This window comes from Flavobacterium qiangtangense (assembly GCF_042658345.1).
Taxonomy (GTDB): Bacteria; Bacteroidota; Bacteroidia; order Flavobacteriales; family Flavobacteriaceae; genus Flavobacterium; species Flavobacterium qiangtangense.
This window is the reverse complement of the sequence record NZ_JBHSQB010000021.1, coordinates 1-16,988: the sequence shown is the minus strand read 5'-3', so window position 1 is coordinate 16,988 and position 16,988 is coordinate 1. Positions and strand designations below refer to the sequence as shown.

Here is a 16,988-nt window from a genome sequence, read left to right as displayed (position 1 = left end):
ACGAGGTTTTATTTTTTAGATATTTATTTTTTAAAAAAAGGCAAAAAAATAGGGAGAAAATTTTAAATCTTCTTCCTTCTATCACAGAAAAATCTTATAATAATCGCAAATATTTGAAAGTTAGTGGGTTTGATTTAATTTTAAAGTAAAAATTCATCGTTTAAAATTTAATTTTCTTAAATTAGTAGGCTATTAACTAATTTAAGATTTATGAAAAAAAATTTACTATTAACAATTATGATGGTATTGATAGTTGGGACTGGCTATTCGCAATCGCTTTGGACTAAAACTTCTGCCGAAACAGTGGCTTCTTTGTCAAAAGTTGATCGTTCTTCGATGCCAAAAGAGTATCAAGTGTTCCATCTTGATTATGAGGCGCTCAAGGCACAGCTTCAAGATGTGCCGTCGCGAGCTAACGGGGATATTTCAAGTGTTGTTATTTCATTCCCAAATGCGGAAGGAAAGCTTGAAAATTTTAGAATTTATGAAGCTTCAGTTTTAGAGGCGCCGTTAGCAGCGAATCACCCAGAGATTCAATCTTATGTGGGGCAAGGAGTTGATAAACCAGGAACGTCTATTTACTTTAGTACGACAATTTTTGGATTGCACACTTTAACGAGATCTTTAAACGGAACTTCTTATATCGATCCGTATACTACAAATTTACAGAATTACATTGTTTACAACCGTTCAAGCAGATCTTCTGAACCAAGACAATTTGGATGTCAAGTCGAAGATGATGAAACATTAGGCAGAGCGAGCAGTACTGATTATTCTAATGTAACTTTTGCCAATGACGGATTATTAAGGACTTATAGACTTGCAATGGCTTGTACAGTTGAATATGCGGCATTTCATGTTAATGCGGCAGGTGTTGGTTCTGGAACTTTAGCACAAAAAAAAGCTGCAGTTTTGGCTGCAATGAACGTTTCTTTAGTAAGATTAAATTCTGTTTATGAAAGAGAAATGTCTGTGAGAATGGTTCTTGTTGCAACCAATGAGAACGTAATTTTTATTGATTCTGATAGTTTTACAAATTCACCAGAGATGATCAACGAAATTCAACCAATTATGGACACTGCAATTGGTGTTGGAAATTACGACATTGGTCACGGATTTTGTACAACAGATTCTGGAATTGCACAACTTAGCTCTGTTTGTGGCTCTGGTAAAGCAAGAGGAATTACAGGTCAACCAAATCCTGTTGGAGATACTTTTGATATCGATTATGTTGCACACGAAATGGGTCATCAATTTGGAGCTGGTCATACACAAAATAATGCGTGTAACAGAGCAGCAGCGACAGCTGTAGAGCCAGGAAGCGCAAGCACAATTATGGGTTATGCTGGTATTTGTGCGCCAAATGTGCAATCTAATTCTGATGATTATTTTCACGCAGTAAGTTTGGCTCAAATGTTTACGTTTGTTACATCAGGCGGTATTTGTTCTGTAAATACTCCAAACGGAAATGCTGCTCCAACAGTTACTTTGTTGCCAAATTACACAATTCCAGTAGGAACACCATTCGTTTTAAGAGGAAATGGAGCCGATGTTAACGGTGATGCTTTGACATATTGCTGGGAACAAACAAATGCCGGAGCGACTACAGCTGTTCCAAGTGCGACTACCACTGATTCTAATCCAAACTTTAGATCGGTTGCGCCAACAGCGTCTCCAAATAGATATTTTCCATCTTTGCAAAATGTAATTGCAAATAATTTAGTTTCTGCATGGGAAGTTATTCCAAATGTAGCCAGAACGATGAATTTTGCTTTAACCGTAAGAGATAATAGAACTCCAAACGGAGGTCAAACAGCAAGACAAAACATGACCGTTACTTTTAATGCTGCAAACGGACCTTTTGCGGTAACTTCACAAGCGACAGACGGAATTTCATATACACAAAATTCTACGCAAACAGTTACTTGGAATGTTGCAGGAACAGCTGCAGCGCCATTTAATTCTCCAAATGTAAAAATTTCACTTTCTACAGATGGCGGATTGACATATCCAACAGTTTTAATTGCAAGTACACCAAATGATGGTACTCAAGCGATTACAATTCCAAACGTTGCGGCACCATACTGTAGAATTATGGTGGAATCTATTGGTAATATTTTTTATGCATTGAACACGAAGCCATTCGCAATTGGATATACCGTTACAACAAGCTGCGTAACTTATTCAAATACAACTGTACTTCCAATTCCTGATGGAACTGGACCAAACGTTGGTGGTGCAACTGCTGGTTCAACGATTACAATTCCAGATAACGTTACTATTACTGACGTTAACGTGAATGTGAATGCTACTCACACTTATTTTTGGGATTTAGTAGTTGCATTGGTACATCCAGATAACACACAAGTTGCATTGTTAAACAGAAATTGTAATAACGTTAGCACAGGATTTAATATTAATTTTAATGACGGCGCCCCTGCTGTCGTTTGTAGCGCAGCTGTTAACGGAACATACAGCCCAGCGGGTTCACTTCCAACCTTAAATGGAAAACAATCAAATGGAAACTGGCAACTTTTGTTAAGAGATTTTTACAACGGAGATACAGGACAATTAAACTCTTGGTCAGTTGAAATTTGTTCTCAAACTGCGGTTTTAAGTACTGAAAACTTTGGATTAGCAGGGTTTAAAATCTATCCAAATCCCAATAATGGTAACTTTAATGTTCAGTTTGATTCTCAATCAGGAAATGAAATTAACGTGGGAGTTCATGATATCAGAGGAAGACAGATTTTTAATCAATCATTTGAAAACACAGGATTATTCAATCAAAATTTAGAATTGAATAATGTTCAATCTGGAGTTTATATGGTTACAGTTCAAGATGGTGACAAAAAGGAAACCAGAAAAATTGTAATTCAATAATCAGATTTTAATAAAACTAAAAAGGAGCTCGATGAGCTCCTTTTTTTATAATGTAACTTTTGTTTCTGTAGTTTTTTGATCTTCAATAACTTTTGGTATCGAAATAGAAAGCTGGTTTCCTTTTTTGACAATTTTTCCTTCGGAAATTTTATGAGCGCCAACTTTTCCGCTTCGGCAGAAACACATTACGTTTAAAATTAATTTTGTGTTTTGCAGTTCTTTTCCCGCGAAAGAGAAGTCGCCATAGTTTTTATCCATTTCAAAAAGCACTTCTTCTAAATATCCCGCGTCCATTATTTCCTTGTCGGTTTTTAGCTTATATTGGTATTTAAAAACCACTTTATTCGGATTTTCTTCTAGTTTGTAATACGATTGATTAAATTCATCAGTATTTACAACAAGACTTTGGTTTTGCAAGATTTCGAAAGAGCAATCGACATTTTCTGGACATTGATTTTCAATATTATAAGTTGCCATTTCTGTTGTTTTAGAACTTTCTGTCTTTGTAGTCGAGCAAGAGAATGCAAGTAATGTTAACGGAAATAATAAAAGAGTTTTCATGATCTTCTGATGTTAGTTTACATAAAGATAACAAAAATAAAGCCGAATTATTTGCCGTTAAAAGAAGTCATCGTGATTTCAAGTCCTGCTAAAGCAAAAGACTGGATGATTTCTGCCGAAATATCTAATCTTTCTGTCAGTTTTGCTTTTTCATCGTCGTTCCATTCGCCGAGAACATAATCAACTTGTTTTCCTTTTTTAAATTCATCGCTGATTCCAAAACGAAATCTTGGATATTCAGAAGTATTTAAAGTTTGCTGGATGCTTTTCAATCCGTTGTGGCCGCCATCGCTTCCTTTGGTACGGATTCTGATGCTGCCGAAAGGCAAGTTTAAATCGTCTGTAATAATCAAAACGTTTGATGCAGGAATGTTTTCTTTGTCCATCCAATATTTTACGGCTTTTCCGCTGAGGTTCATATAAGTATTTGGTTTTAGCAAGAAAAGCGTTCTTCCTTTTAATTTGTATTCTGCCATTTGTCCCAGTTTTGCGGTTTGAAATTCCACTGATTCTTTTCTGGCCAAATGATCCACGACTTTAAAACCGATATTGTGTCTGGTGTTTACGTATTCTGCGCCAATGTTGCCGAGGCCAACGATGAGAAATTTTTTCATTGGGTCTGTTTCTGTTTTGTTTTCTTTTTTGAAGATTTTGGAAAGCCAATTCATTTTGTAAAAATAGTTTTTCTGTGGGGAATTTGGAAGGAAAACTTTTCTGAACGCTTATTTTATGTTGTCATTGCGAGGAACAGGCGCCATCTCATCGAGCTCGTCAATAACTCTTTTGAATTTATTCATCGATTCATATTATGTGATTGCTTCGTTCCTCGCAATGACTATAAAACAAAAAAAGCACCAGTTTTGAGGCTGGTGCTTTTGATATAAATAAGGTGAAAATTATTTTTTCTTTCCTTTTGCTGGACCTGCTTTTGCAGCTTTCGCAGCTTCTTGAGCAGCTTTCATTGCAGCACGTGAGATTCTCACTTGAGCAACTACTGTGTTTTCTGGGTGAAGCAATTTATAGTTGTCTGAAACTAATTTAGTAACGTATAGTTTGTTACCCATTTCAAGACCTGAGATTTCAGCTTCTACGAAATCTGGAAGATTTTTTGGTAAAGCTTTAACTCTCAATCTACGTTGGTTTAAACGTAAAACACCACCTAAAAGTACACCTGGAGAAACCCCTGTTACTTTTACTGGAACTTCCATAGTGATTTCTTTGTCATCGTGTAATTGAAAGAAATCTAAGTGCAAAATCTTGTCTGAAACAGGGTGCACTTGAGTATCTTGCAATACCGCGTTGAATGTTTTACCACCTTCAAGTTCGATCACAACTGTGTGAGCGTTTGGAGTGTAAATCAAGTTTTTGAATGCTTTTTCTTCTGCAGAAAAGTGCACTGGTTGATCTCCTCCGTATAAAACGCAAGGAACCGCTCCAGCATTACGTAAGGCTTTAGTAGCTACTTTGCCCACGCTTTCTCTTTCTGATCCTTTAATTGTAATCGACTTCATTGTAAATATATATAGTTAATAATTTATGCTTTAGGCATTAAGCTCTAGGCTTTATGCGAATCGGCGTATGCTTAATGCTTACAGCCTACGGCTTTTTTTTACATCAAAAATTTACCGCTGATTGAGTTATTGTGTTGTACCATTTGCATTACTTCTGCAAAAAGTGGTGCGCAACTCACAACTTTAATCTTCTTAGATTCTTTCTTTAACGGAATAGAATCGGTAACTATTAATTCGAGTAATTTCGAATTTTCAATTTTTTCGTAAGCTTCTCCTGATAAGATAGCGTGAGTGCAGATTGCTCTGACGCTCAAGGCTCCTTTTTCAATCATCAGGTCAGCTGCTTTTGCTAAAGTTCCTCCGGTGTCAATCATATCGTCAACCAATATAATATGTCTTCCCGTAACTTCACCGATTAATTCCATGCTTTCAATAACGTTTGCCGCTTTTCTTTGCTTGTAGCAAATCACGACATCTGATTCTAAAAACTTAGAATACGCATACGCTCTTTTTGAGCCTCCCATATCTGGAGATGCGATTGTCAGATTCTCTAAACCTAGACTTTTTACATAAGGCAAGAAAATAGTAGAAGCAAATAAATGGTCTACTGGTTTTTCAAAGAATCCTTGAATTTGATCTGCGTGCAAATCCATTGTCATGATTCTTGTGGCTCCGGCAGCTTCAAGAAGTTTTGCAACTAATTTGGCTCCAATTGGCACACGTGGCTTATCTTTTCTGTCTTGACGTGCCCAGCCAAAATAAGGAATTACAGCAGTAATATGACGTGCTGAAGCTCTTTTTGCGGCATCAATCATTAATAAAAGTTCCATTAAGTTATCCGCACTTGGAAAAGTGGAACAGACTAAAAAGACTCTCAATCCTCTGATTGATTCTTCAAATGACGGCTGAAATTCTCCGTCACTATAAGTTGAGAACGTTACTTTACCTAGCTCCACACCATAGCTTTTAGCTATCTGTTCGGCTAAATATACGCTTTGAGAACATGCAAATATCTTTGCTTCTGGTTCTTGGTGCGACATTTTAATGTATTGTTTAGTAGTTAGTTAGTTGTGTTTCGCGTTAACGAGGTGCAAATTTAGGAATAAAAATCAACTCTGCGAGAAAATTTTTTAAGTTTTTTTCTTTTATTTTAAAATAAATCTATTACATTTGCACCCACAATTGAAACACATCAATTGCCTGGATGGCGGAATTGGTAGACGCGCACGACTCAAACTCGTGTACTTAGGTGTGTGGGTTCGATTCCCACTCCAGGTACTTAAAATTAAAAAACCCTTTGAGAAATTAGAGGGTTTTTTTTATGCTCAAAACTGAAATGTCCTCTTTGTTAAAAAAGATTGTTTTTGCGTGTCTCGAACATCTTTTGCCATATTGCGCCAATTTTTTTCAAAATGCTTGGTGATTTTTCGCCAAAACTGTCGTAAAAAATTACTTATTTTAATCCATTTATCGATTTGCATATACTCAACCTTACACATCTGTTATGGTTAATAAGTTGTAATTCAAATGTTTAAAAAATATTTTTGTTTGTGAGTATATGTGAGTATTTGAATATTTATTTTTTTCAAGATATCGGCATTTATTTGTAGAAGAATTTTAAACGACTCGTTATTGAAAAACAAATTTATGAAACGAGTCTAAAATAATCTTGAATTAAAATTACTATGGTTTAGCATTGCCTTTAGCCGCTACTCAAAGAAAAGCCGTTAATATAAAAGCCTGTTAGTATAGTATGCGCCAATATAAGTATATCATCATAAAAATGGAGTAGCCGGTTAAGGTTGCTAGTAATTTAAAATATCAACCACCAATTTGATAAATCAGGACGCCTGTTCTGATAATGACGAAAAACTAGTGGTAGGTTTCAGTCGAGGTGGTTTGGGAAGGTGGAGCGAAGTATTCGATTTGGGGAAATTTTTTATTTCATAACACACTGCCTTCTTTCTTAAAAAGGAATCGACCCTCAAGCGATTCCTTTTTTTTTGTTTAAAATTCGATTTTCTATCTATGTGAGTGTAAATAATCAAAATTATCTTCTAACAATTATCCTGTTTTTTAATATAATTTGGAGAATCTTTAAAAACCTCACATTTGATACCTTTTTTAGATATGTTTACATACTCACTTTTATCTTTTTATATTATTAAAATACTGTTAATTAGTTCGTTGTGATATTTTTATCGATGAGTAGATGTGAGTATCTATAATTTATGAAAACTTGTTTTTAGTGATTTAATTTGCATCATGGATTTCTGCTCACCCCTATGACAAAGTTCAACAAAATAAATATCACATCAAGACACTGCTATTATGAAACTTCAAAATGACCGTAAGATCAATATCGCTATTTTAGACGACCACAAAATGGTTGCCGGACTTTTAAGAGAAAATATGAAACAATTTGAATTTGTTGAAACTGTAAATCTCTTTTTTACTGCAACCGATTTTTTTGACTTTTTAACTACCAATAAAATTGACTTGTTAATTGTTGACGTTTTTATGCCAGAAATGAACGGTGTCGATATTGTGAAAAAATGTAGAGAATTACATAAGTCAAGTCAAATGAAAATTATCATGCTTTCATCAAGTATTGAATATAAGGTAATTAATGACGCAATATCTTTTGGCGCTAACGCATATGTTACAAAAGAAGATTTGCCAGACGAAGTTTCATCTGCAATTAAGTATGTTTTTGGCGATAATTCAAGGCCTTACTTTAGTAATAATGCCAGAGAAGTTCTATTAAATGACCGTTTTGAAGAAGATAATTTGGTGAAGCTTTCGCCTAGGGAAGATCAGCTATTAAAGTTAATTTGTGATGCAAAGACGGCAAAAGAAATTGCTTCCGAATTAGACTTAAGTATTAATACCATTCACTTTTATACAAAAAGATTGATGGTAAAAATGAATGTGAATAGAACGCCAGATTTAATATTAAAGGCTATTAATAAAGGATTTGTTTTAAATTTAAATAGGAATATGAGCAGTAATATCAGTGCCATGTAAGCTGCTTTCAAATTTAACAGTCCCATCGATTCTCTCTATGCGTTCTTTAATGCTTGAAAGCCCAACGCCGTCTTGTTGACTTGATTTTAAACCTTCTCCGTCATCAGATATTTTTATAATACAATTTGTTTTTTCAAAAGATATTTTGATTATTAATTGAGTTGCGTTTGCGTGTTTTAAAGTGTTAGAAACTGATTCTTTAATCAAATAATATATTTCAGATTTAATGTTCGAAGTTAGCATTGTTTCTAGATTTTTAGTGTCAGCATCAAAAATAATATTTAGCAATCCAATTTCTGAAAATCGATTTTGAATGTTCTCGATGTATGCAATTAGATTGAAATTCTGATGAAGATTTTCATTTTTTGTAAGTGAATGCGAAAAATTTCGAAGTTCAGTATAAATTGAGTTTGTTTCTAAGCTGATCTCATGAAAACTATTTCTTTCATGTTCATTAGTTGCTTTGCTTTTGTAGTCTTCAATTAAATAATTTAATGCAACAATGCTTCCTAGTACATCGTTGTGGATGTTTTGTCCAATTTCAATTTTTTGCTGCTTGATAATTGCATTTTGTTCACCATGCATTTTTGCCTCTTCATCATAAAGATATTCCTGCATCAATTTAATGTTTTCAGAATATTCTTTTTCTTTTTGAAGACGTTTGATCTTGTTTTGTCTGTTTTTAAAAAGGAGGACCGAAATAATAATTGATGACACGAAGAGAACTCCGAATAAGATCAGATAATTTTGCTTTTTTTTAATGACTGCCTGACCTTCTAGCCTTTCAATTTCAATCTGCTTTTCTCGAACATCATATTTTTTGTTAGCAGTAAAAACGGCTCCTTTATATTTAAAGTTATCCTGAAGCGTTTTAGTCTCAAATATTTTCTCAAGATAAAAATTTGCCTTTATATAGTTTTCTTCAGATTTGTAATATTCATAGAGCTCTTTTATAGTGATTTCATAATAAAAGTCGTCGGCTGTTTCATCATAAAATTTTTCGATAAGCTTGATTCCCTCTTTTTCTTTGGCGGTTTTTATGAATAACAGCCCTTTTAAAGTTTCAAATCGACAGGCAATAGCGCTATTTTCTCTTTCCTCAAATGAGATATTCAATGCTTTGTCCAGTTGCGACTGTGAAAGAGCATATTTTTTTTCTAAATAGCTGATATAGCCATTTTGAAGATACCATAATGATAGCCATCTGTCTTTTAGATCATTTTTTAAAATTTCATCTAAAGAGGTTTTTGCGATTTCCAGATATTTATTTTCCTTCGTATCGATATGTTTTAAAATATTAAGCTCACTCTTTTTTAAGAAAGCATAATATTTAAAGTATTTGTTGTAATAATCTGAAGTATGATCTGCAGTTTTTGTAGCGTTATCAAGATTTAATAGCGCCTCATCATAAAGATGAATTTTTTTATAGATTTCGGCAAGTGTGAGATACGCTCCGGCAACGATGTTTTTGTTCTTTATTTTTGATTTTTGAATTAAAGCCTGTTGAATCAAATTAATAGCTTCCTCAAAATTATATAATCCACAGTGGTAATTTGCTTTAATCAGCAGGCAATTAAAGTATTGTTTTTCATAACCTACCTTATTTTTTTCAATAATTTCTAAAAGAAGGGTGTTGTTTTTTAAGTTTATGTTGTCATCTGATGGAAAATTATAGTCAAAAATCATCAAGGTATAAAGTGCCATGATTTTTTCCTCACGTTTTTTTATATAAGGTAGTTGTTTTTCAATTTCTGTAGCAATTTGTCTCATCTCACCCGAAAAAGCAACTAGCGATAACGCCTTATTGTCAACAATGGCACACAATTCTTTTAGGTCAGGCTTGTTGATATTTTTTGGTTTCAAACTGTCATGAAGTTCTTCATTTAATTCGCGACTAATTTGTGCATCCAGGCCCAAAGAAAAAAAGAGAACAAAAAAAATAACGAAGAATTTAATCATTTGATGGGGTGTAAAAATATTAAGCGGGGAAACAAACTTACGTAAAAATGAAATAAGGCACCTGCGTTTTTCTTGTGCTACATTAAAATTAATGTATTGAATTACACGAATTTAATATAGCTCTTTGTTTTTCTATGAAATAAGGGCGCATTAATATTGTACCCTGAATAAATGTCATCAATAATTGACATAGTTCAGTGATTGTTAAAAATGTTTAGACCCAAAAAACAGTTTTAAATAATAAAAATTCGAGTTGAGAAAAACCTACACACTCAGCAATTTAAAAAGATTTAAAAAATCAAAAAAAATTATTATGAAACAATTTTTACCTAGTGTATTATTTGTTTGTTTTGTTGTCTTCGGAATAAACGCTGCAGCACATTACAATAAATTGATTGGGAATCATGCTTCTGGTTCATCCGAAAGCAAAGAATTTGCCAAAAAGAGCGGAGGCAAAAAAACAAATGAGAAGGCAGCCGCATTGGCGATGACGATTTCGTTAACAAAAACAGATGAAACTTGCCCAAACAATGGAACAATTAACGCAACTGTTTCTGGAGAAGAAGCCGGCGCAAATGTTATTTTTGAGTATTGGAACAATGCAACTCCAGGAAATGTAATTACATCCACGATGCCATTACAAGGTTTGGGAGATGGTACTTATACCGTTAAAGCGATTGCTACTGGAGTAAATGTTGAAGAAGTGCAATCAGAGATTACAATAGTTAGTAATTACAGTCCCTTAATTGCCAATTCTACAATAAAAAAAGTGCTTTGCGAAGGAGGATCTGACGGTCAAATCACGGTAAATGTAACACAAGGAAACCCTTCTGGAAATTATCAAATTCTATCGGCTCCGGCAACATATTCTAATCCACTTCCTTTTAGCCAAACATCTAATGTATTTACTGGCTTGACCGCTGGTGTTTATGAAATTAGAATATATGATGCCTGTGGTTTATATAATACAATTACTGCAACAGTTGCCGTACAGACTTTTGCTAATCAATACACAGTTGGATTCAGACCTAATACGACAGATTGTAGTCGAGTAAGTTTATTGCATCGTTTTTTTACTCAAAATAACGAAGGAATGCTAAAATTTCCTATAATAATCGCTAATACTATTGAAGAAGTAAGTACAGGAAATATAATCTACTCTGGAAGTGAAACTTTTACAGGAACACATGTTCCAGGAACAGAAGGATATGTACCCCAATCGGTAACGTTAACTAATCCTAATTATACGTATCCTCTTAGAATTGTTACAACAGTTACTGATGCTTGTGGTCATATTTACAATAGTACTAGAAATATTCGCAATAATATTAATTTAACAGCTTTGTGTGCGCCTGAAGTAGGTTTTAGTTGGGATATTTATACTACTTCTGGTATAATACTTTCTGATCGATTTCCTAATGCTGTGTGGCCAGTGACAATTTCGTGGGTTAATGTTTCAAATCCTGCAGATTCGGGTTCAGAAACGACACCGACCGGAACAACACCAGTTCGTGGAACTATTACTGGAGTTACTCTTGGCGAAACTTATGATGTTACCATCACTGATGCTTGTGGAAAAGTAAGAGCAAGTACGATTACAATTGATGGAACACCTACCAATGTAGGACAAACGGCTTTTGTCCAAGTTCGTCCTTCCTGTGCAACAGATATGTGGATACCTTATTTTGGAACTGCATCAGGAGGAAATAATTTAATGATTGACACCATTACGGTAGTGTCTTCTCCGGCAGGATCTGGAGTGGCAAATGGAACTAATTTAGGAGGCGGCGCTGGTTTCAACCTTTGGAACTTTGAAACAAGACCACTCATAAAAGGGGAATGGGTGTTCGCAGTTAAAATGGGATGTGTTGAACAAATTATAACTTTTGTTGCGCCAGGTCATGGAGTTGAATTAATTGATGCTACAATTACACCCTCAAATACCTGTAATTCAGCAAATGTATCAATTAATTGGTCGTTTATTAGGGATGGATTGCCAATTCCTTGGCCAACTGGAGTTTATAATCAAAACAGCGCAAGAATTTCTTTAAGAGATGTGACGCTTCCTTCAGGTGCAGAAAGTACATTTGCATATCAGAATAGTAATACTTTTCTAAATGTGCCTAATGGTACTTATGACGTACTCGTAAATTTACCAAAAGAAACTCCAACACAATGTTTAAATCTAGTAATAGGACAAGTCACAATTTCAAATGTTGGCCCACAAATAACTTCGCCTTACGGTTTTGTTTGTCAGACAGGAAATCCTAATACTCCATTTGGGGTAATTGTGGAAGCAACAGGGGTAGGTGTCTTAGAATATGCAATTACTGGATATAATGGTACGCCAATTACACCAGTATGGCAGACCACAAACCAATTTAACAGTTTGGGACAGGGTGTTTACAATATTGAAATTAGAGATAATTGTGCTTCAACGTCGACTATTTTTTCTACTTATTCGATTAGACAACCACGCATCACGCCAAATAATTTATGCCCTGGCAGTAACGGTTCTCTTATAGTTACCTCAGTTCCAGGATATGTATATCAATGGTCTTTAAATGGTGTTCCCTTAACAAATGGAGGACATATTTCAGGTGTTGATACAAACGAATTGACTTTTACGCCATTTACTGTTCCAGCAGATGAGGGAACTTATAGCGTGCATGTCACTTATCAAACTTGCGTTGACGACATTTATGAAATCGAAATTAGTGGAGTGATTCCAAATGCAGGAGATGATATTACATCTTCAGCATGTTATACAAATCCAGTTATTGGTCTTAATCTTGATACATTCTTGTCAGCTACCGCAATGCCTAATGGCGAATGGACACAAACGTCAACTAATGGAGGAACTCTTGTTGATAATATCTTTGATCCAAATGGTATTGATCCAGCAACAGGACCGTTCATATTCAAATACAGAGTAAATGGTTATTGTGGCAGCTTTGATGAAGCAGTAATTACAATCAATTTTAATGAAACTGTCGCGCCAACGGGTGCTGCAGCTCAAAATTTCTGTTCTGCTGATGCACCTACGATAGCAGATTTAGAAGTTACAGGAACTGATATTGCTTGGTATGCTACGCAAACAGCATCAGATCCTTTAGCCCAGACAACACCACTTGTTTCTGGAACTACATATTATGCAACTCAAACAGTCGCAGGGTGAGAAAGCTTTGATCGTGTCGCTGTTACCGCAACTCTTTTTGCCCCACCAGCACAACCTACAGGAAATGCTACGCAAGAATTTTGTAATCAAGCAGGCGCTACAATTGCCGATTTAACCGTTACAGGAACAGGCGTAGTTTGGTATGCAGACGCTACAATCACGACAGTTTTAGACCCTACGACTCTTTTAGTAGACGGAGCAACATATTATGCAGGATCTGTAGCAAACGGATGTGAAAGCGCAACAAGATTAGCAGTTACTGTTAATTTTACAGAAGTTGCCGCACCAACGACTTCAAACACTGCACAGGTTTTCTGTGAAATCGATAATGCAACAATTGCAGATATTGCCACAAATGAACCAGGAGTTCAATGGTTTGCAACAGCAACGAGCACAACGCCGTTAAATGCAACAACGCCGTTATTAAATGGAGCAACTTACTTTGGAGCAATCACAATAAACGGATGCGAAAGCGCAACTAGATTGTCAGTAACAATTACAATCACGCAAACGCCTGCGCCAACGACTTTAAACACAGCGCAGACTTTCTGTGAAATTGATAATGCAACAATCGCAGATATCGTAACAACAGAAACAGGAGTAGAGTGGTTTGCAACAGCAACGAGCACAACGCCGTTAAACGCAACAACGCCGTTATTAAATGGAGCAACTTACTTTGGAGCAATCACAACCAACGGTTGCGAAAGCGCAACTAGATTGTCAGTAACAATTACAATCACGCAAACGCCAGCACCAACGACTTTAAACACAGCGCAGACTTTCTGTGAAATTGATAATGCAACAATTGCAGATATCGTAACAACAGAAACAGGAGTAGAATGGTTTGCGACAGCAACGAGCACAACGCCTTTGAATGCAACAACGCCTTTGGTAAGTGGTGCAACATATTATGGAGCAATCACAACCAATGGCTGTGAAAGCGCAACAAGATTGTCAGTAACAATTACAATCACTCAAACGCCTGCGCCAACAACTTTAAACGCAGCACAGACTTTCTGTGAAATTGATAATGCAACAATTGCAGATATCGTAACAACAGAAACAGGAGTAGAATGGTTTGCGACAGCAACGAGCACAACGCCTTTGAATGCAACAACACCTTTGGTAAGTGGTGCAACATATTATGGAGCAATCACAACCAACGGCTGTGAAAGCGCAACAAGATTGTCAGTAACAATTACAATTACAGAAACAGTTGCGCCAACAACTACAGCTTCGTCTCAAACATTTTGTGAAATTGATCAGGCAACTGTAGCTGACTTGGTAGTATCTGGAACAGGAATTCAATGGTATGCTGATGCAACAAGCACAACAGCATTGCCTTCGGATACTGTATTGACAAACGGAACCTATTATGCTACTCAAGCAGCAGCAAGTTGTGAAAGCGCAACAAGATTAGCAGTAATTGTATCGATTACAGCAACGGTAGCTCCTATAGGAAATGCAACGCAAACATTCTGTGAAATTACTTTACCAACCGTTGCCAATTTACAAGCAACAGGAACTGGTGTTCAATGGTATGCAGATGCAGCAAGCACAACTCCGTTAACAGCAGCAACGCCGTTAACAGATGGTGCTACTTATTATGCAACGCAAACACTTAATGGATGTGAAAGTTTAGCAAGACTTGAAGTTACAGTAACGATCACAGTAACACCAGCACCAACGGGGAATTCTCCACAAGCATTCTGTCAGTCAGACAATGCGACTTTGGTCGATTTACAAGCAACAGGAGTAGGAATTCAGTGGTACGCAAGTGCAACAAGCACTACACCTTTAGCGCTAACATCCGTTTTAGTCGACGGAGCCACTTATTATGCTTCACAAACTCTTAACGGATGTGAAAGTTTACTAAGATTGCCAATTACTGTAATAATTGACGAAGCACCAACTGCAAACGCAGGGGCAGACCAGGTTCAATATAATTCGGGAACGTTTGTACTTGCAGGAAATAATCCAACAGTTGGTACTGGAACTTGGACAGTTGTTTCTGGGACAGCAACATTTAATGATCCCTCATTATTTAATTCAGCAGTAACAATTCCTGATAATTCAACAGCTACATTAATGTGGACAGTTGTAAACGGAACTTGTACAGTTTCAGACGAAGTGATAATAAGCTACTATATTCCAGAATTGGAAATCTTGAAATCGGGAGTATTTATGGATACAAATGGAGACGGAATCGACAATGTTGGAGATCAAATTCATTACACATTTACGGTTAGCAATACTGGGCAAACAACCATAAATAACATTATAGTTTCTGATCCATTGGTTGCAGTAACTGGAGGTCCAATCTCTTTGTCTGCTGGAACAAGTGATGCAACAACTTTTACTGCAGTTTATAACGTAACTCAATCAGATATTGACGCAGGAGTTGTTTATAACTTAGCTACCGTTAATGGTCAAGATCCAAATGGAGGACCTGTAACAGATACGTCTGTAGACCCAAATCCATTAAATCCAAGTGACCCATTATTTGACCCAGCTTGTCCAGACTGTACAGTTGTGCCAATTGTTCAAGAACCAAATATGACTTTGACAAAAGAAGGGACTTGGCAAGACACTGACGGAAACGGTATGGCATCTGTGGGAGATACTATCATCTATGCCTTTACGGTTACAAATACAGGAAATGTTACGCTTTCAAATATCTCAATAGCAGATCCATTAACTGGATTAGTGTTGTCTGGAGGACCAATCATAACATTGGCACCTGGACTTTCCGATAGTACATCAATAACGGGTATTTATGCAGTTACACAAGCAGATATTGAAGCGGGAGCGGTGTATAATTTAGCAACTGCCACAGGAACAGATACAAATGGAAATCCAATTTCGGAAGTGTCAGTAGACCCCACACCAATTGATGTCAACGATCCGTTATTTGATCCAGCATGTCCAGATTGTACTGTGGTTCTTTTGCCTCAAGTGTCACAAATTGCAATCATTAAAACAGGAGTTTTCAACGATGACAATCAGGATAATATTGCACAAATTGGAGAGACAATCACTTACTCTTTTGAAGTAGTGAACACAGGAAACATGACATTGTACAATGTGACCGTTTCTGATCCACTTCCAGGTGTAATCTTAACAGGCGGACCAATTGCAGAATTGCTTCCTGGGCAATCTGACACTACGACTTTCACGGCAACATATATTGTTACCAATCAAGATTTAATCAACGGTGGAGTAACAAATCAAGCCTTAGTTTCTGCAACTAATAATGCAGGAGCTGTTGTAGAAGATTTATCAGATGATGACAGCTTATCAGAAAATGACCCAACATTTGTACCTCTTGAAGGATGTACTTTAGAAGTCTTCAACGCGATAACGCCTAATGAAGATGGAGTAAATGACACTTTTTACATTGCAGGAATTGAATGTTATCCTAAGAATAAAGTAATAATCTTTAACAGATGGGGAGTACAAGTATATGGAGTTGATGGATACAATAACAATGACAAAGTGTTCAGAGGTTATTCTGAAGGAAGAACAACTATTCAGCAGTCGGCAGGATTGCCAGTTGGAACTTATTTCTATGTAATTGAATACGTTGATTTCACAGGAAAAGGAATAAATAAATCTGGTCATCTATACATCAACTAAATAGTAAAAAAATTCCCAAAGAGTTGAAAAGCTCTTTGGGATTAAAATAAATCACAATGAGAACAAAATTAATTTTATTCGGGCTATTTTTTAGCATTGCTTCATTTGCCCAGCAGGACTCACAGTTCACCCAGTACATGTACAACACGGCGAACATCAATCCTGCGTATGCGGGACAGCGAAAGGCCCTGAGCATCTTCGGGCTTCACCGAACACAATGGGTTGGTCTTGAC

General features: G+C 36.1%; 11 protein-coding genes, 1 tRNA gene and 1 pseudogene. 7 read left to right on the top strand and 6 right to left on the bottom strand.

Annotated elements, in window-relative coordinates:
- Positions 1 to 210: 210 nt before the first annotated feature.
- The gene (locus ACFPVY_RS16720; RefSeq protein ID WP_379793302.1) at positions 211 to 2,883 is read left to right on the top strand and encodes a reprolysin-like metallopeptidase; all 2,673 of its coding nucleotides are present in this window, start codon (positions 211 to 213) and stop codon (positions 2,881 to 2,883) included.
- 45 nt (positions 2,884 to 2,928) lie between these two features.
- Here ACFPVY_RS16720 and ACFPVY_RS16715 read toward each other — a convergent pair whose 3' ends face one another.
- The 4 genes from ACFPVY_RS16715 to ACFPVY_RS16700 form a co-directional block, all read right to left on the bottom strand.
- Positions 2,929 to 3,444: a hypothetical protein gene (locus ACFPVY_RS16715; protein ID WP_379793300.1), complete on the bottom strand. Its 516-nt coding sequence runs from the start codon at positions 3,442 to 3,444 to the stop codon at positions 2,929 to 2,931.
- Positions 3,445 to 3,491: 47 nt separating this feature from the next.
- Complete coding sequence (gene pth / locus ACFPVY_RS16710) at positions 3,492 to 4,058, bottom strand: aminoacyl-tRNA hydrolase (protein WP_379793299.1); 567 nt, start codon at positions 4,056 to 4,058, stop codon at positions 3,492 to 3,494.
- 282 nt (positions 4,059 to 4,340) lie between these two features.
- Complete coding sequence (locus tag ACFPVY_RS16705; RefSeq protein ID WP_379793298.1) at positions 4,341 to 4,955, bottom strand: 50S ribosomal protein L25/general stress protein Ctc; 615 nt, start codon at positions 4,953 to 4,955, stop codon at positions 4,341 to 4,343.
- 98 nt (positions 4,956 to 5,053) lie between these two features.
- Complete coding sequence (locus ACFPVY_RS16700; protein WP_379793297.1) at positions 5,054 to 5,995, bottom strand: ribose-phosphate pyrophosphokinase; 942 nt, start codon at positions 5,993 to 5,995, stop codon at positions 5,054 to 5,056.
- A gap of 158 nt (positions 5,996 to 6,153) precedes the next feature.
- Here ACFPVY_RS16700 and ACFPVY_RS16695 point away from each other — a divergent pair.
- Both ACFPVY_RS16695 and ACFPVY_RS16690 read left to right on the top strand, forming a co-directional pair.
- Positions 6,154 to 6,233 (top strand) — tRNA-Leu (locus ACFPVY_RS16695).
- A 1,053-nt stretch (positions 6,234 to 7,286) separates the two neighbouring features.
- Positions 7,287 to 7,982, top strand: a complete 696-nt coding sequence (locus tag ACFPVY_RS16690) for a response regulator (RefSeq protein WP_379793296.1) — start codon at positions 7,287 to 7,289, stop codon at positions 7,980 to 7,982.
- On the opposite strand, the gene ACFPVY_RS16685 is transcribed toward ACFPVY_RS16690, so the two are convergent.
- Positions 7,944 to 9,941: a tetratricopeptide repeat-containing sensor histidine kinase gene (locus ACFPVY_RS16685; RefSeq protein WP_379793295.1), complete on the bottom strand. Its 1,998-nt coding sequence runs from the start codon at positions 9,939 to 9,941 to the stop codon at positions 7,944 to 7,946. The genes ACFPVY_RS16690 and ACFPVY_RS16685 overlap by 39 nt on opposite strands.
- A 313-nt stretch (positions 9,942 to 10,254) precedes the next feature.
- Here ACFPVY_RS16685 and ACFPVY_RS16680 point away from each other — a divergent pair, with 313 nt between their 5' ends.
- Positions 10,255 to 13,119, top strand: coding sequence for a hypothetical protein (locus ACFPVY_RS16680; protein WP_379793294.1), 2,865 nt, complete (start codon positions 10,255 to 10,257; stop codon positions 13,117 to 13,119).
- A gap of 102 nt (positions 13,120 to 13,221) precedes the next feature.
- Positions 13,222 to 13,326, top strand: a pseudogene (locus tag ACFPVY_RS16675) (hypothetical protein); the annotation flags it as partial.
- Here ACFPVY_RS16675 and ACFPVY_RS16670 read toward each other — a convergent pair.
- On the bottom strand, positions 13,326 to 13,472 hold the full coding sequence (locus tag ACFPVY_RS16670; protein ID WP_379793292.1) for a hypothetical protein: 147 nt from the start codon (positions 13,470 to 13,472) through the stop codon (positions 13,326 to 13,328). The pseudogene ACFPVY_RS16675 and the gene ACFPVY_RS16670 overlap by 1 nt on opposite strands.
- Before the next feature lie 130 nt (positions 13,473 to 13,602).
- Here ACFPVY_RS16670 and ACFPVY_RS16665 point away from each other — a divergent pair, with 130 nt between their 5' ends.
- Together ACFPVY_RS16665 and ACFPVY_RS16660 are read left to right on the top strand one after the other, a co-directional pair.
- Positions 13,603 to 16,755 carry a DUF7507 domain-containing protein gene (locus ACFPVY_RS16665; protein WP_379793291.1) on the top strand — a complete coding sequence of 1,051 codons (3,153 nt, stop codon included), beginning with the start codon at positions 13,603 to 13,605 and terminating at the stop codon, positions 16,753 to 16,755.
- Positions 16,756 to 16,811: 56 nt separating this feature from the next.
- Positions 16,812 to 16,988 (top strand): type IX secretion system membrane protein PorP/SprF (locus tag ACFPVY_RS16660; protein ID WP_379793536.1); only part of this gene is annotated, 177 nt, incomplete at its 3' end.

Bases quoted from the DNA above. Each gene is read 5' to 3' on its own strand.
- ACFPVY_RS16720 (WP_379793302.1), top strand. From the start codon at position 211: ATGAAAAAAAATTTACTATTAACAATTATGATGGTATTGATAGTTGGG.
- ACFPVY_RS16715 (WP_379793300.1), bottom strand. From the start codon at position 3,444: ATGAAAACTCTTTTATTATTTCCGTTAACATTACTTGCATTCTCTTGC.
- pth (WP_379793299.1), bottom strand. From the start codon at position 4,058: ATGAAAAAATTTCTCATCGTTGGCCTCGGCAACATTGGCGCAGAATAC.
- ACFPVY_RS16705 (WP_379793298.1), bottom strand. From the start codon at position 4,955: ATGAAGTCGATTACAATTAAAGGATCAGAAAGAGAAAGCGTGGGCAAA.
- ACFPVY_RS16700 (WP_379793297.1), bottom strand. From the start codon at position 5,995: ATGTCGCACCAAGAACCAGAAGCAAAGATATTTGCATGTTCTCAAAGC.
- ACFPVY_RS16690 (WP_379793296.1), top strand. From the start codon at position 7,287: ATGAAACTTCAAAATGACCGTAAGATCAATATCGCTATTTTAGACGAC.
- ACFPVY_RS16685 (WP_379793295.1), bottom strand. From the start codon at position 9,941: ATGATTAAATTCTTCGTTATTTTTTTTGTTCTCTTTTTTTCTTTGGGC.
- ACFPVY_RS16680 (WP_379793294.1), top strand. From the start codon at position 10,255: ATGAAACAATTTTTACCTAGTGTATTATTTGTTTGTTTTGTTGTCTTC.